This is a genomic window from Colwellia sp. RE-S-Sl-9 (assembly GCF_048296855.1).
Taxonomy (GTDB): Bacteria; Pseudomonadota; Gammaproteobacteria; order Enterobacterales; family Alteromonadaceae; genus Pseudocolwellia.
On the sequence record NZ_CP182631.1, the window covers coordinates 1,014,948 to 1,031,797 of the forward strand.

General features: G+C 36.3%; 19 protein-coding genes and 1 pseudogene. 5 read left to right on the top strand and 15 right to left on the bottom strand.

Annotated elements, in window-relative coordinates:
- Window positions 1-8: 8 nt before the first annotated feature.
- Window positions 9-2,576, bottom strand: a complete 2,568-nt coding sequence (locus ACM9HF_RS04340) for a DNA polymerase II (protein WP_473614638.1) — start codon at window positions 2,574-2,576, stop codon at window positions 9-11.
- A gap of 63 nt (window positions 2,577-2,639) precedes the next feature.
- Here ACM9HF_RS04340 and dinG point away from each other — a divergent pair, with 63 nt between their 5' ends.
- Both dinG and ACM9HF_RS04350 read left to right on the top strand, forming a co-directional pair.
- On the top strand, window positions 2,640-4,718 hold the full coding sequence (dinG, locus tag ACM9HF_RS04345; RefSeq protein WP_473614641.1) for an ATP-dependent DNA helicase DinG: 2,079 nt from the start codon (window positions 2,640-2,642) through the stop codon (window positions 4,716-4,718).
- Between the two features lie 281 nt (window positions 4,719-4,999).
- Window positions 5,000-5,443 (top strand): DUF3291 domain-containing protein, encoded by a 444-nt coding sequence (locus ACM9HF_RS04350; protein ID WP_473614644.1) that lies wholly within the window; start codon window positions 5,000-5,002, stop codon window positions 5,441-5,443.
- Window positions 5,444-5,575: 132 nt separating this feature from the next.
- Here ACM9HF_RS04350 and ACM9HF_RS04355 read toward each other — a convergent pair whose 3' ends face one another.
- The 9 genes and pseudogenes from ACM9HF_RS04355 to ACM9HF_RS04395 all read right to left on the bottom strand — a co-directional run bounded on the left by ACM9HF_RS04355 (window position 5,576) and on the right by ACM9HF_RS04395 (window position 12,082).
- On the bottom strand, window positions 5,576-7,285 hold the full coding sequence (locus tag ACM9HF_RS04355) for a sulfatase-like hydrolase/transferase (protein WP_473614646.1): 1,710 nt from the start codon (window positions 7,283-7,285) through the stop codon (window positions 5,576-5,578).
- A gap of 212 nt (window positions 7,286-7,497) precedes the next feature.
- A pseudogene (locus ACM9HF_RS04360) lies at window positions 7,498-7,632 on the bottom strand (transposase); the annotation flags it as partial.
- Between the two features lie 79 nt (window positions 7,633-7,711).
- Window positions 7,712-8,635 (bottom strand): AraC family transcriptional regulator, encoded by a 924-nt coding sequence (locus tag ACM9HF_RS04365; RefSeq protein ID WP_473614650.1) that lies wholly within the window; start codon window positions 8,633-8,635, stop codon window positions 7,712-7,714.
- 139 nt (window positions 8,636-8,774) lie between these two features.
- The gene (locus tag ACM9HF_RS04370) at window positions 8,775-8,987 is read right to left on the bottom strand and encodes a cysteine-rich CWC family protein (protein WP_473614653.1); all 213 of its coding nucleotides are present in this window, start codon (window positions 8,985-8,987) and stop codon (window positions 8,775-8,777) included.
- Between the two features lie 145 nt (window positions 8,988-9,132).
- Window positions 9,133-9,714, bottom strand: coding sequence for a hypothetical protein (locus ACM9HF_RS04375; protein WP_473614656.1), 582 nt, complete (start codon window positions 9,712-9,714; stop codon window positions 9,133-9,135).
- A gap of 100 nt (window positions 9,715-9,814) precedes the next feature.
- Entirely contained in the window at window positions 9,815-10,267 is a 453-nt protein-coding gene (locus ACM9HF_RS04380) for a DUF1240 domain-containing protein (RefSeq protein ID WP_473614660.1), read from the bottom strand.
- Entirely contained in the window at window positions 10,267-11,139 is an 873-nt protein-coding gene (locus ACM9HF_RS04385; protein ID WP_473614663.1) for a hypothetical protein, read from the bottom strand. The genes ACM9HF_RS04380 and ACM9HF_RS04385 overlap by 1 nt, the downstream gene beginning before the upstream one ends.
- Window positions 11,140-11,273: 134 nt before the next feature.
- Window positions 11,274-11,477 carry a hypothetical protein gene (locus ACM9HF_RS04390; protein WP_473614666.1) on the bottom strand — a complete coding sequence of 68 codons (204 nt, stop codon included), beginning with the start codon at window positions 11,475-11,477 and terminating at the stop codon, window positions 11,274-11,276.
- 134 nt (window positions 11,478-11,611) lie between these two features.
- Window positions 11,612-12,082, bottom strand: coding sequence for a hypothetical protein (locus tag ACM9HF_RS04395; RefSeq protein WP_473614669.1), 471 nt, complete (start codon window positions 12,080-12,082; stop codon window positions 11,612-11,614).
- Between the two features lie 477 nt (window positions 12,083-12,559).
- On the opposite strand from ACM9HF_RS04395, the gene ACM9HF_RS04400 reads away from it, so the two are divergent.
- Window positions 12,560-12,808, top strand: a complete 249-nt coding sequence (locus ACM9HF_RS04400; RefSeq protein ID WP_473614672.1) for a type II toxin-antitoxin system Phd/YefM family antitoxin — start codon at window positions 12,560-12,562, stop codon at window positions 12,806-12,808.
- Complete coding sequence (locus ACM9HF_RS04405) at window positions 12,798-13,085, top strand: type II toxin-antitoxin system RelE family toxin (protein ID WP_473614675.1); 288 nt, start codon at window positions 12,798-12,800, stop codon at window positions 13,083-13,085. Before ACM9HF_RS04400 ends, ACM9HF_RS04405 begins: the two co-directional genes overlap by 11 nt.
- 115 nt (window positions 13,086-13,200) lie before the next feature.
- On the opposite strand, the gene ACM9HF_RS04410 is transcribed toward ACM9HF_RS04405, so the two are convergent.
- From ACM9HF_RS04410 to ACM9HF_RS04420, 3 genes are all read right to left on the bottom strand, one after another.
- Entirely contained in the window at window positions 13,201-13,515 is a 315-nt protein-coding gene (locus tag ACM9HF_RS04410) for a hypothetical protein (protein WP_473614677.1), read from the bottom strand.
- A gap of 473 nt (window positions 13,516-13,988) precedes the next feature.
- The gene (locus ACM9HF_RS04415; RefSeq protein WP_473614680.1) at window positions 13,989-14,294 is read right to left on the bottom strand and encodes a hypothetical protein; all 306 of its coding nucleotides are present in this window, start codon (window positions 14,292-14,294) and stop codon (window positions 13,989-13,991) included.
- Between the two features lie 119 nt (window positions 14,295-14,413).
- Window positions 14,414-14,785: a DUF6151 family protein gene (locus ACM9HF_RS04420; RefSeq protein ID WP_473614683.1), complete on the bottom strand. Its 372-nt coding sequence runs from the start codon at window positions 14,783-14,785 to the stop codon at window positions 14,414-14,416.
- A gap of 83 nt (window positions 14,786-14,868) precedes the next feature.
- Here ACM9HF_RS04420 and ACM9HF_RS04425 point away from each other — a divergent pair.
- A protein-coding gene (locus ACM9HF_RS04425; RefSeq protein ID WP_473618254.1) for an IS630 family transposase occupies window positions 14,869-15,848 on the top strand; the annotation gives its coding sequence in 2 pieces (ribosomal slippage) (window positions 14,869-15,267 and window positions 15,270-15,848; 978 coding nt in all).
- Here the strand turns inward: ACM9HF_RS04425 and ACM9HF_RS04430 are convergent.
- Together ACM9HF_RS04430 and ACM9HF_RS04435 are read right to left on the bottom strand one after the other, a co-directional pair.
- Entirely contained in the window at window positions 15,829-16,089 is a 261-nt protein-coding gene (locus ACM9HF_RS04430) for a DUF6151 family protein (protein ID WP_473614686.1), read from the bottom strand. The two genes, ACM9HF_RS04425 and ACM9HF_RS04430, sit on opposite strands and share 20 nt — an antisense overlap.
- Window positions 16,090-16,204: 115 nt before the next feature.
- On the bottom strand, window positions 16,205-16,456 hold the full coding sequence (locus tag ACM9HF_RS04435) for a hypothetical protein (RefSeq protein ID WP_473614119.1): 252 nt from the start codon (window positions 16,454-16,456) through the stop codon (window positions 16,205-16,207).
- Between the last annotated feature and the right edge of the window lie 394 nt (window positions 16,457-16,850).

Below are 16,850 nucleotides of genomic sequence, written 5' to 3' on the forward strand. Positions count from 1 at the left end.
GTACGGGCCTACCCAAACAGCCCCATTTGCTTATTAGTTACTTCATTAAAACTCGATCCAACAAAAGGTAAAATACCATCGGCTACCGCTTCTAATTGCCGATCAATATAAAATTGATAATCTAACGGCGCCGACAAATACTCTTTTGCCTGTGGACCATTTAAGGTGATGTAATATTCAATCCAACCTTTATGTTGATACCTTAACGGCTTGCCTTGTTCTTGATTAAGCATATCAGCAAGGCGCGCGGCTTTTACATGAGGCGGAACATTTTTTACGTACTCGCTTAGTCTTCTTCTTATACGCTTACGATAAATTAATTTGTCGTCAAACTCTCCTGCTAAGGTTCGCTCTACCATGTCAAGTATGTAAGCGGCGGTTGGTTCATTGTTAAATACTTTTAAATACAAAGCTTGCTGAAATTCTTTTGCTAAGTCTGTCCAGTCGGTTCTAACAGTTTCTAGGCCCTTGTACACCATTTGTTGATGTTCAACGCCTGACGCTTTATCTCGGTTTACAATCATACCCGCATAGCGTTTTTTGGTGCCTACATCTAACCCTCGAATGGTAGGCATTAAAAATTTAGTAAAGTGTGTTTCAAACTCGATTTCTAATTGACTTGTAACACCATGTTCATCCAACAATAACTTATCCATTTTAGTATTAATTAATGTTTGCAGTTCTTTACCTAAGCTTAAGCTTTGCTCTTGTGATTTATCTGCGCCTACATGTACAAATATAGAGTCGGTATCGCCATAAATAACTTGGTAGCCTTTATCTTCAATCCATTGTTTGGTTATTTTTAATAGCTCATGGCTACGCTTAGTAATAGATCCAGCTAAACGCGGATCAAAAAAACGACAGCCTGTTGAGCCTAAAATGCCATAAAACGAGTTCATGATAATTTTTATGGCTTGCGATAGTGCCGCGTTTTTTTCTACTTTGGCTTTATCACGCTCTAACCAAAGAGATTGAATAATGTCAGGCAAGAAGTGTTTGTCTCTTGAAAAATACGCTCCATCAAAACCTTTAATAGGATTATTACGCTGATGTTTATCGTCTTCTAAACCTTCTATTAATCCCATAGGATCAACATTAAAGGTGCGAATAATACTAGGATAAAGGCTTTTAAAATCGAGAACTAATACGTTGTCGTATAAACCTGGAATTGAATCCATAACAAAACCACCGGGTGAAACAAGCCCAGATTCACCGTCGCCCATATTAGGCGCCACATAACCGCTGCGATGTAGTTTAGGTAAATATAAATTGGTGAATGCCGCAACAGAACCACCCATGCGATCTATCGCTAACCCTGTAAGTTGAGAGCGTAATATGGCAAATTCTAACAGTTGTGTTTTTTCAAAAATCAACCAAACTAAACGACAATCTTCAAGGTTGTAAATAGCAAGATCTTGTTTGTTATTGTGAAAGTTATCGGTAATTTCTTGCACACGGTTATCAACGTCTTTTACTTTTTTACCGGTATTTAATAGTGTATTTGATACATTTTCGAGGGAGAAACTAGGAAAGTTATGAGTCGCTGTTTTTAATAAGTCGATACCGTCAAGCACCACTCTACCCGCTATTTCAATAAACTTTTGTTCGCTGGTAGCATTTTTTCGCCAATGAGGTGGTGTACCATCTCTGCCAATTGAAAACTTTATACCGCGTAAATCACAACGTTTTTGAAATAAACTAAAATCAAAATTAACAACATTCCAGCCAATCATAATGTCTGGGTCGTTAACGTGTATCCATTCAATAAACGCAAGTAATAAAGCGGACTCATCGGCTACCCATTGAATATAGTTAAGTTCAGTTTCTTCTGGCTCACCTATCATCAATACGCAATTTACATCTTCGTCATCTACCTTAGCGTAGAGCCCTATTGAATATAGCTCTCCTTGCATTGAACATTCTAAATCTACCGACACCATAGTTAGTGCAATGTTTTTATCGGCTTGATGATACGGTAAAGTTTTACACTTTACTTTTGAGTAAGCTTTGTAATTAGCTAGGTTGTTCTTAGTTTCAAAATTGGCTTTTTCAGATCCTATAAAACTTAAATTAGCCGTAATAAAACGTTCCATTAAAAAGCGATCGTCTGGCCTAAAATCATCTTCATAACATTTTATACTGTGATGTTTTAATCTATCGCGTGCAGCATAAAAATCTCGCATAGATTTAAAATAAAAACCGCTGACGACTTCTTGATTAAAAGTTTTAAGCGTTAGCGTATTAACTTTTTCAATTTTAATAGAAGCATCATTTAGTATATCAACCGCTTCTTTTTGTTGAACTTCACTGACAAAAAACACCGCTAATTCATCATGTATTTCTAATTTAACAGGACCTGATGCTGTTTTTAACCATAAGGTAATGCAAATGCGTCCAAAGCGATCTTGCGATTGCCTTGTTAATATAAAACCTTGGTTAATTTCTTGCTGCAAACCATTATTATTGGTTTGGTTAGAGATTAACCCCTTCTCTAATAAAGCGTCTGCTGAAGAGTTTTTTAAAGAGCTATCTGAAGAATTACGCATAATGATTAAAAGAATACTCGAAAAAGACATAACAAAACTGTTAATATATACAGCAGTGTAAATGATACCACTCTCTATGGAAACCTTCTTCACATGCTAAGTGACACAATAAAGCAAGTTATACGTACCAGCTACAAAGCCATTGGCGAAAATATGACGAACTTTAACCCGCGTAAACAGCAAACCTTTTTAATTGCTGAAATAGCTAAAACACTGGCAGGTGAGTACGATAAAGATCGAAAAATCATTGTCATTGAAGCAGGAACAGGCACAGGTAAATCACTCGCTTATTCGTTAGGCTCTATCCCTTTAGCACTTTCCCGTGACAAAAAGGTGATCATTTCAACCGCAACGGTTGCTTTACAAGAGCAGTTAGTTGATAAAGATTTACCTTTTTTAAAAAAACATTCTAAGCTCGATTTCTCGTTTACCTTAGTTAAAGGCCGCCAACGCTATGTTTGTAGGCAAAAACTCAGCGCTGCCGTTACCAATGGTGACGACCCTCAAGCAGGCTTCACCTTTGCACAAAAACCTAATGCGGCTGATGTAAGAACATTGAGCGATATGCATAAAAAGCTTTCCGACAATAGCTGGCAAGGCGATTTAGATTCTTGGCCAGACAGTGTTCCTCATTACATTTGGCAACAAGTGCAATGCGATAAACACAGCTGCTTAAAACATTTGTCTGAGCATACTCATTGCCCTTTTCATAAAGCACGTGAAACCATGGACATGAGCGATGTGTTAGTTATCAACCACAGCTTATTGTTAGCCGATTTAGAGTTAGGCGGTGGTAAAATATTACCTGCGCCTGAAGACGTATTTTATATTATTGACGAAGCCCATCATTTACCTAAAGTAACGCGTGATCATTCCAGCGCCAATGTTACCGTAAAAGGTGCGATAGAATGGCTAACTAAGCTAAAAGAAACGGGCGATAAAATGGCGAAACTTATTAAATCGCAACGCGCAATTTCGCCCGCTTTAAAGTTAGGTGACGATTGCCAAGATTTATTAGTAGAGCTTCAAAAAGTTTTTACCTTTATCGAAAACAACAAAGCCGCTTACTTCCCCAAAGAAAAACAATACCGATTTGAAAACGGCATCATACCTAAAAATTTAAAAAACTGGGCTGAAGACATTAGCGAGTTAAGTAAAAAATCACTCGCCCATACCAACAAGCTTTACAACTTGTTAATGGAATCGGTAAAAGATGGCGAAACCCAAATGTATTTGGCTGAGCCTCTATTAGCCGAGTCTGGCTTTATGATCCAACGACTTGAAAATCTACATGCCCTTTGGCAAATGTATGAAAAAACAGATAACGAAAAAGCAGCACCGCTTGCGCGTTGGATAGAAATGTCTGAAGGTAAACGCTCTGACTATGTTATTTCAGCTTCTCCCATTGAAGTGGGTTTTACGCTTGAAGATAACTTATGGAGCAAATGTGATGGTGCCGTATTATGTTCAGCCACTATTTTAGCTTTGAACTCATTTGATCACTTTAGATTTCAAGTGGGCTTACATACCAACGATGGAACGCAATATCAGCAAGTTAACTCGCCTTTCGATTATCAAAACAAAGCTGAACTTATTGTGCCTAATATGAAATATGAACCAAGCGCCGATCAGTTTACTGATGAAGTGATTGAAAAATTACCCAATATTATCGACCAAGGCTTTTCAACACTGGTGTTGTTTTCATCTTATTGGCAAATGGAAAAAGTAGCTGCTGCATTACGCGACAAACACAAGCTTGAAATTCAAGTACAGGGTGAACAATCACGCCAACACATTATCGAGAAACATAAAAAGAACTGCGATAGCGATAAACAAAGCATTATTTTTGGTACACAAAGCTTTTCTGAAGGATTAGATTTGCCCGGTAAATACTTAAATAATTTAATTATTACCAAGCTCCCCTTTTCAGTTCCTACTTCGCCGGTTGAAGAAGCCCAAGCAGAGTACGTTACCGCTAAAGGTGGCAACCCTTTTATGTCGCTATCAGTACCCGACACTTCTAAAAAATTGGTGCAAGCAACTGGTCGATTACTCAGAAACGAAAGCGATGAAGGTACAATTACATTATTGGACAGACGTGTTGTAAGCAAGCGCTATGGTAAACAACTACTTGATTCGTTACCGCCTTATAAACGTATTATTCAATATTAACTAATACAAATTTTTAAGCTATTTAACCTCAACTCGGGTTAATGAATGTTAGAGAATGAATTAAAACCCTTCTTTATCAAAACTTAATCTGTATCGTTATTTTCCTAAGCTATATTAATCTCTCAACATTGATATTTTTGTGTATAACAAGGCGGATTTTTCTATCTAATAGCTGGCTATTAGTAACAAATTCAACGAAGTTAGGCATAAAAATAGCTTGTTGAGTAACTTTGCTTATCCCGAGTTGAGGTTATTTACACAATTTAAAGGATTAAACAAACATGCACCTAGCCCAATTAAATATCGCCACAGCAAAATACGATTTAGAAGCCATAGAAATGAAAGACTTTATGGATAACTTAGATCCAATCAACGCCATTGCAGAATCGAGCCCTAGCTTTATCTGGCGCTTACAAGACGAAGCTGGTGATGCTACTAGCATCCAGTTTTTTGATGATCCAAAAACTATTGTCAATATGTCGGTTTGGGAGTCTGTAGATTCACTTAAAGATTTTATGTTTAGAACGCACCACAAGGATTTTTTTAAACGTAAAAGTGAGTGGTTTACTAAAGAAGCTGAAGATACATACGTATTATGGTGGATACCTGAAGGAACAACACCTACGCTTGAACAAGCGGTACAAAAACTCTATTACTTACGCGAACATGGTGAAACTCCACAGGCTTTTACCTTTAAAAGTAATTTTAAGGCTGAAGAAGCATAGTACCAACCTCAAGAATGAATTGATCTTTGCTACTGATGCAAGAGTTCAATTCATTCATAGAGTTGATATTATATACCCGTTACCATTCAAGATGCAGGTTTCGGTGGGAACTAAAAACAATTTAAGTAATAATTAGTAAGGGTCTTTCGGCTTGATCTTAATTATTTCGGCATAATCAACTATTTGATTTTCCTCTTTCCATTTATCACACATAGCCGTTAATTTTTTTACTAGCTCTGGTTTCAATGTTGCCAAATTATTAGTTTCACCGGGATCATTTTTTAAATCATAAAGTTCGTAAGCAATGCCAGGTTTTGCAAGGGTTTGTAAATACCACCCTGCCTCAATTAAAAGCTTCCATCGACCTTGGTAAATAACACTTTGTTGCCCTTTATCGTTAAAGAAAATAGCTTCAGGCGGTAACATTTTTTCACCTTTAAGGCTTGCTAACACGCTTCGTCCGTCTGGCTTTCTTGGTGTCGAACCATGGAATTTTTCTGGAAATTGAGTATTAGTAATATCTAATAACGTAGGCGTTATATCACCAACCCATACTAAATCATTTGAAATAGTCCCTGGCTTTATAACTCCTGGCCAATTCGCAATAGCATGCGTACGCGCGCCACCTTCCCAAAGTAACGCTTTAACACCTTTGTAAGGTGAGTTCATTAGATCACCAATATGAGATGCCGCACCATTATCTGAAAAATATAAAATCAGCGTATTTTCATACTCACCACTGTCTTTCAAGCCTTGTATAAGCTTACCGACATTTTCGTCTACTTTTTCTACCATAGCTGCATGTACAGCTGCTTGAAGGCGATATTTTTCAATTTTTTCTTTGTTTTGTTTAGTCCATAAAAAGTTATTGTTAGCTAGGTCAGCATTTTTTGGAAATAAACCTGCACTAACTAAACCGCTATGGCGACCATCAGCAATGCTTTGTAGGTTAGCGTAGCGTTTTAAGTATTTTTGCACGAGTTCTTCAGGTGCTTGTAATGGCTTATGTGGTGCTCGATAGGCAACATACATGAAAAATGGAGCTTCATTGCCAGAAGCTTCCTTGATCATATCAATAGCACGATCTGTCACACCATCAGTAGCATAAAATGCTTTACCTGACTTTCCATGACAAGCACCATAACGCTTCTTATTAAAGGCATTACCAGCATAACAGTGCATGTTATAATTATAATCGTATTTTAGTTTTGCTCTTTTATTACCTTCATAATATTCGTGTTTATCTTCAGGCAATGAAAATAAGTTACCTTGTGCCCCATGAAAAACAAAACTTTTTTGGAAACCACGTTGCGGCGGTAACCCTAAATAATCTAGCTCCATTTCTTCTTGAGTAAGTTTCATGCCCGAATGTGTTTTTATCCATTCAGGTGACATTTCTGCAGGATGTTCTTTAATATAACTACCTCCTAAATGCCATTTACCAGCCATCATAGTTTGATAACCGTTACTACCAAGTAATTCTGAAATTAATGGTTGCTCGTAAGCCAATCTACCTCGGTGTGCTTTAAAAGGTAATTCACGTACCCAGTCACCAACAACGCCCCCACCAAAACCAACATGTGCGGCATCAACGCCCGTTAATAAAGTTGCGCGTGTTGGGCTACATCTAGCATTACTATAAAAGTCGCTAAAACGAATACCTTCTTTCGCTAATTGATCAATATTAGGCGTTTCAATTTCACCACCAAAGCTGCCTAAATCGGTATAGCCCGAATCATCAGACAGGATAACCACAATATTTGGCCGTTTATCTCCTCCGTAACTAAAAAACGAAAGTAAGGTGCTGATCATAACAAAGTAAATAGTAATAAATTTTTTCATAACCCTATAAATGTATATTGTTAACAATGTGTATTTGAGTATATCTTAACAAATAATAATATTCATTTAATATTCATTTAATATTCGTTTAATATTCATTTAATATTCGTTTCATTAGGGGGATTTATTACGTACGCTCAATTCATTATGCAAAAAGGTAAGCATCGTGATGCAGTCGTCATCGCTGAAAAATGTACATACATTTGTGCAATACCATAAGAAGTTGTGGTCAGTTCTCTGACTCTAAGCTCTACATCACCTACCAGTACTCGATAACGATACTTCGTTACCCAAACAAAATGGGGGTCAATTTTATATTGGGTGTGTGAAGCATTACGATATTTCATCCCCTATAAATAAACGCAACGACTAGCTGAAAGCGCTCCTGTTTAAAGATAGGGGGTTAAATCAATTCCTTCGGACGAATTAAATTCCCTTTAGTTTAACGAGAATTTCCATTTCAACATAACCATCAACTCTCGCATCATTCAGATAATGCTCTAACATTGGAAAATTATCTGGCTCAAATCCGCTATCAGGTAACCAATCAGAATAGATACTTAATTGAGCCTTAATTGTTTCCTCTGGGGTCCCCTTAAAATAGAGTACTGCGTACTTACCTTTCGGTATCTCAGATTCTGAAAATGGTAATTTCACTTGTACATTTTCACCAATCACTACCGAAGCTGTATAGCGACATTTATCGACTGGCGTAACTGTTGGGTTATCAAAAGCAAAAGCAAAGCGTTCTTGTTCTTCGTGTTTTATTCCATTACTGATAACCCAATCTATAAGCTTATCCCATGCCTGATATATAGCGTCAGGTTCATAACCGCGTTCTGAAGCCAAAGTGCATATACGTTGGCGTTCAAGATCTCTTACTTCAATATTCATATTTGTATCCTTTAAGTTGTTTTTTTTCATCACTTCATTTGTGAAGAGAGTAGGATACAAATCAGAGGGATTAAAATCTTTTCCATACTTGCTAGATATTTTTCCAATCTTGCTATCTTTAACTTTATTTGGATTTCGTATTTCTGACGGACTAAATCCAAAATGAAGCTTTACTGCTTTTGAAAAATTAGCACTAGATGAAAAGCCATTATCTAAAGCTACCTGAGTAATGGATAACTCAGTTTTAAATATCAATAAATTGACTGCTCGTTCTAGCCTTCTCCTAACAATGTAATCATTAACAGTCTCACCAACTATACCTGTAAAAATTCGGTGAAAGTGATATGCCGAAAAATGACTTACGTTTGCCACTTCAGCCAATGAAATTTTGTTAGACAAATTGCTTTCAATATATTGAATTACCCGATCTATACGAATTTTATATTTTTTATTCATAAATACCTAAGCTGGAATACTGCACAGATCTACAAGGGAAGCTAACGCCCAATTAATGGGCTTTATTGCTGGCTAAAACTGCGAGGAACAAAACAGTCAACTAGAAAAATATCGTTGAACTGCTTGCATGGTTAACCTACTAAAGATCTTGTTTATGCTTTAGTGCACAAGATTTACAAATACAGGTTTTATTTTTAGCTATATCTACAACTTGATTTAATAGGCTCTCAGGAAAATCAATTATCTCATCCATACACCAACACGGTTTATTACTCTTTAATAAATTGCCACAGTTGTTAGGCTTGTTACATAAAGGGCAATTACTAACGCTTACATATTCTTTTTCATTCATAGATAGCTCAAATAGATTAAATCACATGAGTTTACACACAACTTCAACAAAAACCTAACCTCTCATTCAGAGACTAAAAATTGTTGGCCAAAATGTTTGAGGTACAAGCAACTGGTAGCTTTTTTAGTCCTTTGGAGGCTTGCAGTTACCACTCCAGTCCATTGATAATATAACCGAAATATCCTTGTTCACCGATAACATTTATATTTTTACCTCTAACTTTCATCAACGATGATTTATCATAATACCACCTAATAGAATGTTTATTATTGCTTGCCAAGTCTAAAAGCGTAAGGCGAGTACATTCATATTCATAGTCACTACCACAACTCTCAACCTTACTTAAATGATACTCCTGTGACCAATACTCATTCACAGAATAATAAGCCCATAATTTGATTGGAGCACCGATAGCAGCCCAAATCCAACCATATACTAAAACAGGTAAAAAAATCATACCTAACGTTAAGCGAAATTTACCTTGGTTCTCAAAATGATGTTTCATTTGTTGTTGATAGTAGCGACACCTCTTATATTTCCTATACGAGAAAGCTAAAAAGATAAGACTGAATATGCCAGCCAAGATAGGAATTATTTTGTATACCAAAAAGTCATATATTGAATTTGAAATAAAAGGTGGATCAACATTTTCATCCCAAATTAAAAAAATGATTGGTAAAAAGAATATCCCTAATGTGAATACAAGTGCTAAATGAGTTCGATTCATAGTAGTAACTAACGCTTACATAAGCGGAAAATTAAAGTTGGCTAAAATAAGTGAGGCACGAACAAAAAGCCAACTGTAATTTTTCCGTTTGAGCGCCTTGTTATTTCTCATTTAGTTTAGCGCTACATTCTATTGTGTCTTGGATATAGACAATATCCCGAACAAATAACCATTGGCTCGATGCCTCTTCACATACAGAGTAACCTTCACTTGAAAAGTAAGCCTCTGAAATATAGTGAAAGAGGTTGGGGGTAATAAAGATTAAAGCAAGACTAACAATCGCAATCCTCGTTAAAATAGCAGCCTGTTTCTTTGATAATACTTTCCCAACCCAACCTTCTTGAACAGCCGCGAAAGCGAGAACAGACATGCCAACACCAACACCCAGCATATAAAAGGAGCCTTTATCAAATACTACGACTTCTGACTGTGAAGTACTTAATAGAATTACTACTCGATAAAAAAACCAAAATAATGCAGCACAAGAGCCTGTAATGAAAAGTAACGCACCAATAATGCGAGTAGATAAGGATGGTTTTTCTCTATCTTCCATTACCATATTTTCCTTGAAGGTGATATATATTCCCTCAAAGCACTCCTAACCCAATTGATAGCAATTCTTTGCGCGGACTTGATGGTATGGTCAATGATTTTATTTGCAGATTTAGCCATTGCGTTTACCGCATTTCTCTTCTGTTGAGCTATGTAATTTTTGGCATTACTCTCTAATTCATCTAGCCCAGCGATAACTCGTTTAGTGATCCCCAAGCTCTTATCAGCGTACTCGAGAAGCATTGACATACCAACACCTACGACAACCACAGCTAAAATTGGTCCGATTGCAAGAGTCAAGCCTCCAGCAATAGCTGCAGCTCCTATTGACGCAGCTGTAGCTATGCCAACTTTTACGATATCAGTAGCTAGAGTACCAATAAGCTGAGTAAGTGTGGCTTGATCTGTCAGGAAATAATCCACAACTCGATAAGTTGACAAGAGAATTACCGTTAGAATCCCGCCTTGCTTTGCTGCCGATATTGCCCCCGTCTTTCCTAAACCAATAGAGACTACTTTCGGGTTTTTTATTCCATACTTGGTTCCAGTCAGTATAGTCCGTAAGCCTGGATGGCCTTTAAGTATTATATGAGGTTTACCACTGTAATTCTTTATATATGCTCTTGCACCAACGCCACCTAGATCACCAACAAGCTTAGTCATTGTTACAACATCATCGGCAGATGCATAATAACTCACCCCTGCACCTACTTTCCCTTTAATTTTTTCCCACGCCACTTGAACATTTTGATTATTACCTTTTGGCGAAGACTTAATTATTGCATCCATTTCTTCAAATGAAACAACATAAACTTCATGTTTATTTGATTGGATAATATTTTGTAAGTCTTTTTTTTCCTTTTGTGAAAACATTTCGATTCACTCCTTTGGTTGAAATTACGATAGAGAAATAACGCCCAATTAATGGGCTTTTATTGCTGGCTAAAATTGCGAGGAACGAGCACAGCCAGCTGTAAAAGTCCCGTTAAATTGCTTGTATATTACTTTTAATACCAAACTGTAACCACAATTGTCGCAGGGATCCATGAACCACCACTTTGTGATTGAGTAATCTTTGTTATTTCTATATCGGGATTAGCCGCAAGCCAAAGATTAATTTCAGATTCAAGGCCACCATTACTGAGTGTTACAGATCCGGGCCAAAATCTTTGCTTAGGCTTTAATGTTTTAGTAAAAACTTTAACTTCCATATTAGAAATAAACTCCAAACTTAATTAGTAATATAACGCCTCAAACAGAGGCTAAAAATTGTTGGCTAAAATAGCGAGGCACGAGCAATAACCAGCTATTTTTAGTCCTTTGCAGTGACTTGTTAGGGCACGGATTACACTGAAGAGTAGCTTTCGAGTATAATTTTGATGCCATCTAATATTGGACTTCGCTCATCTTCGGTATATTGGCTACTCAACATACTAACTTTTTCACCAGTGTTTAATTTAAAATACATATTTTCATAACCGATACTTTCGCCACTAGGGATAGAGACATTAAACATGAGTAAAAATCCCTGATATTCATTATGAGAATGTTTGATATTTAATCTTTCCGTTTTAATTTCTCCATCAACCTCATACCCGTCTGGCAACTCATTAACGAAATGTTGAACCTGCTTATTGATATACTGACTTATTTCAGGTGCCTGATGTGCTTGATAAATATCACTCCAGCATGAGCCGCTTTCATCGCATTCTATCGTTACGGCTCGAATTGGCTCTTCTATATCGTCATCTACAACTTGCCATTTTTCAGGTAAATTAAATTTTAACCCATGATTAGCATACTCAAACTTTCCCATAGTGCCCTAACGCCCTGTTAAGCTAAAATTTTGAGGAACGAGCACAGCCAGCTGTAAAAGTCCCGTTAAATTGTTATATGCCTGATAAACCTGAACATAAATACATAAGCAACTAGTAAAAACCGGTAGTCATAAACGCACTATAAATTGAGCTACCCACAAATGCCAGTACGAAATAATAGCTTTGTCAACAAAAGTCTTTTAAATAGGCAAAGCTTATTAGTGACTAGTGAATAAGTACAATAGCGAAACCCGTAGCAGCGTTTACAAAAGTAAAAGTTAATAACCGAATTATTAGCTAAAGCACCCTACTACATGAATTGCATATAACGCCTCATTAAGAGGCTAAAAATAGTTGGTTAAAATAAGCGACGCAGGAGAAAAAACCAACTGTTATTTGTCCTTTTAAGTGACTTGTTATGTTTCTTGGTTTATACTAAACCTAATTAACGACCACTTTAAAGTACTGGTGATAGTATGACAACTAGAATATTAACTGAAGCTGCTGCAAGTATAAGCGAATTAAAAGCTAATCCAATGAAGGTTGCTTTAAGCGCTCATGGTGAAGCAATTGCTGTTTTAAATAGAAATGAACCTGCTTTTTATTGTATACCAGCAGATACGTATGAATTTATGATGGATCACATGGAAGACCTAGAGTTATTAGCAATTGCTGAGCAGCGCAAAAATGAAGCTAGCGTGAAGGTTAGCTTAAATGAGTTATGAGTTAGAATTTAAAAAGTCAGCATTACAAGAATGGAAAAAGCTTGGCGCTACAATTCAAACTCAATTTAAGAAAAAGCTAGTAGATATTTTAGAAAATCCGCACATTGATAGCGCAAAACTATCTGGGGGCAATGAGCTTTACAAAATAAAACTTAGGCAAGCTGGCTACAGGTTAGTTTATGAGGTGAATGACTCTGTAGTTACTGTGACTGTAATTTCTGTTGGAAAACGTGATAAAGGAAAAGTCTATAAAGTTGCGATTGACAGATTAGTATAGAAACATAACGCCTCATTCAGAGGCTTAAAATTGTTGGCTAAAATGTTTGAGGTACGAAAAACAGCCAACTGTAATTTTTCCGTTTAATGTTCTTGTTATATGCAATTGCGTACACTCAATCATCATATGTTTCCTTATACCATTGCCTATATTTTTCTTCTTTAGCTTTGGCCTCTTCTTTACGGATAGTTTCATTTTTTTTAGAACGATTATTTCGAATTTTCATACGAACATATACAAAGGTGTAACAAATAAAAAGGTATAAAAAATATAAACCAAAAACTAAAAAGATAGTTAATTTAGCTAGGGCAAAAATTGAACCAATATCATTTAAAGAATAATCAAAAATCACATATGGTAAAAGGAATAAAAATATCGTAATACCGAATAAGATCTTAGGGTTAAATTTGTTTTTCAGATTAATTTGCATCGATACTCGGCTGATTGCATATAACGCCCAATTAATGGGCTTTTATTGCTGGCTGAAATTGCGAGGAACGAGCACAGCCAGCTGTAAAAGTCCCGTTGAATTGCTTGTTATATGCCTGATAAAACTGAACTTAAATACAAAAGTTAGAAGTAAAAGACGGTAGTCATAAACGCACTATAAATTGAGCTACCCACAAATGCCAGAACGAAATAATAGCTTTGTTACATTACGAAGTAATAAAAACAACAAAGCTTATTAGTGGTCATTGAAAAACTATAATAGCGAAACTCGTAGCAGCGTTTACAAAAGCACCTTTGATAAAAACATTTTTAGCTAAACAAACCATACTATTTGAGTGCATATAACGCCGCTATCACCGGACAGCTAGGCGTAGTTGTAATTTATGTTAACGAAGCGGCAGCGTAGTGCATAAATTGCAAAACGTAGCCTAGATGTTTCGGTGCATAGCCTTGTTATGTGTTTTTGAACTCGGCATACTTTTTCCGAAACAATTTAACTTTCTCACTTAGCTCGAACTCTTCGAAAACTAAACTTTCCCCCCAAGAGCTAAACAATGCGGAACTTTCAAGTTCATAGGTACATTTTACTAAATCTAAAAGCTGCTGTGCCATTCCTCTTACTCCCACCGCTTCCCAAGCAAGTATTTCATGCTTGTCTGATTTAACATGGTATTTGTTTGAATGAGCTTCTAACTCTTCAGCTAGGCTTTCACCTACATTACCTAACTCTATTCGATCCATATCACGACCTGATGACACATAACGCCACGTTAAGCGGCAAAAAATTGTTGGCTAAAATTGTGAACGGAGGGAAACAGCCAACTGTTTTTGTCCGTTTGAACGCCTTGTTATGTCACTTGCAACGCCACCAAACATTCTTAATTTAGAATGTTTGGTTCAACAATAGGCTTTCCGTTATCATCGAAAAATACAGAAGGTTTATTAAGTCCTTTTATTTTCCAAACAACAAGCTTGGAAAGGCTTCTAAGAATAATCTTAAAAGATGAGCCTTTTAGATCAGTGGGGACTTCTTTCTTAGCAAATTTTATTTGAATGTGACCTCTATTTTTCCCTAACTCTTCATCTCGGGTAGAAGCATTGTCCATGAAACTATGAATAATTCCAATGAAAGGAACTCCTGCCCCCATTGAATTACCTATTGGAGTATTGCAACATTTTGTATACCAACGATACATACCTTTAGGAATTAGTCTAATACCAATTAGTCTAATTATATGATCTAATGTCATTTATTTACTCATAATAAATCACATTGAACACTCATAGCTCACAAGAATTAAAAATACTCTCCAACAAAGTAAAAGATCATCGAATGAGGCTACGCTTGCTAGCCGTTTCACACTTTAAATCGGGTAAGAATAGATCAGAAGTTGCTAGAACACTTAATATAAGTAGAAGAATTGTTAATGATTGGGTTGCGAACTACATCAGCAAAGGTTTACTTGGTCTTGAGAGTAAAAAACCTACAGGGCGACCTAGCTATCTTACAGAGCAAGATAAAGAAATATTGAGTCAATATATAAAGGCTCAATGCCAATCCGATATGGGTGGACGACTAACGGGTGAGTGTATCCGACTATATATCAACGCTAATTTTGATGTTGATTATCATCCCAACGCCATTTATAAGTTATTAAAATCAATGGGATTTAGCTGGATAACAAGTCGCTCACGACACCCAAAACAGTCTGATGAAGTACAAGAAGATTTTAAAAAAAATTCGAAAGTGAAATGATCCGCACGCTCCCATGGAATGTGAGGCTTAAAGAGATAGATGTGTGGTTCCAAGACGAAGCACGTTTTGGACAGCAAAATACAACGACAAGGCTCTGGGCAGAGAAAGGAACAAGACCGAGAGCCGTTAGGCAACAACAGTTTGAATACGCTTACCTTTTTGGTGCTGTTTGCCCATCAACAGGCGCAACTGAGGCACTGATTTCTCCAGTAATGAACATGGATGTAATGGAACAACATTTGGCTTTAATTTCTCAAAAAACTCAAGAAGGACGACATGCGGTGATCGTTGTCGATGGTGCTGCATGGCACCAAGCTTACCTTGCTGATAAATTTAACAACGTAACGATCATTAAGTTACCACCGTATTCACCCGAGTTGAATCCAATAGAGCAAGTTTGGAGTTGGTTGCGCCAACATCATTTAGCGAATAGGTGCTTTCAAGGCTATGATGACATCCTCGATGCTTGCTCTGATGCATGGAACTCATTTGTGAGTGATGCAAAGCGGGTCATGAAAATGTGTAGTAGAGATTGGATTAAGGTGGGAAAAACTTAAGATGGAATGGTATAATACACGAAACTTGTTCAATTCCTTCTGTAATTTTTATATTAGAAATCGGCATTTGAAATATGTCCGTACCACCGTATTGATCTAATATATTTTCTTGATTTAAATGTTGAGCAAACGATTGACAGTCATCGCAGCAACACATAATTCTTGTACCGGAATTTTTATTTAAATTTTGAGTTTTTCCTCTAACCTTCCCACAATAACATTCTAATTTTATTACTGGCATTAGATTATTTCTCCATATTTAATTTGGTGACATAACGCCCAATTAATGGGCTTTTATTGCTGGCTAAAATTTGCGAGGAACGAGCACAGCCTGCTGTAAAAGTCCCGTTGAATTGTTATGTACAATTACTGCTTTGATTAACTTCTTTTTCTTGATAGCCAAAAAACTTAGTACCTGATTGATTATTTTCTTTACGCTGATATAAAAGACGAATGTATAAGAAAAATAATACTAGCGGTCCAGCTATTAAGCCTAAACAAAAAATAATTATCTGGGTGAATTGTGAATAACCTAATTCCATTGCCCATTTAGCACTCAAAATCCCAAATAAAAAAGCTACCGAACCCGTTGTTAAATTTATATCCATATTACTCTCCATAGTTAGATTTACACAATTTGTACATAACGCTTACATAAGCGGAAAATTAAAGTTGGCTAAAATTTGAAGCGCAGCGGAAAAAGCCAACTGTAATTTTTCCGTTTGATGTTCTTGTTATATAGCATTTACTTTTGATTATCAAAGCTGTCGACGTATTTGCTTATAGCATTAAAAATTGAAGCTCCGAAAATGTAGAGTAATAGCATGCAACACCATACTTTATTATTAATAAGCTCATGTTCTGGAAAATACTTTGTAATGGTAATATTAACTATAAACATAAGAGCAAAAGATATTGTTATTAAAGTTGAGTTGATTCTGAATTGCTGCCCAAAAGTTAACTTTGCATAATTTTTATTTGGATATAAAAATCTAAATATAA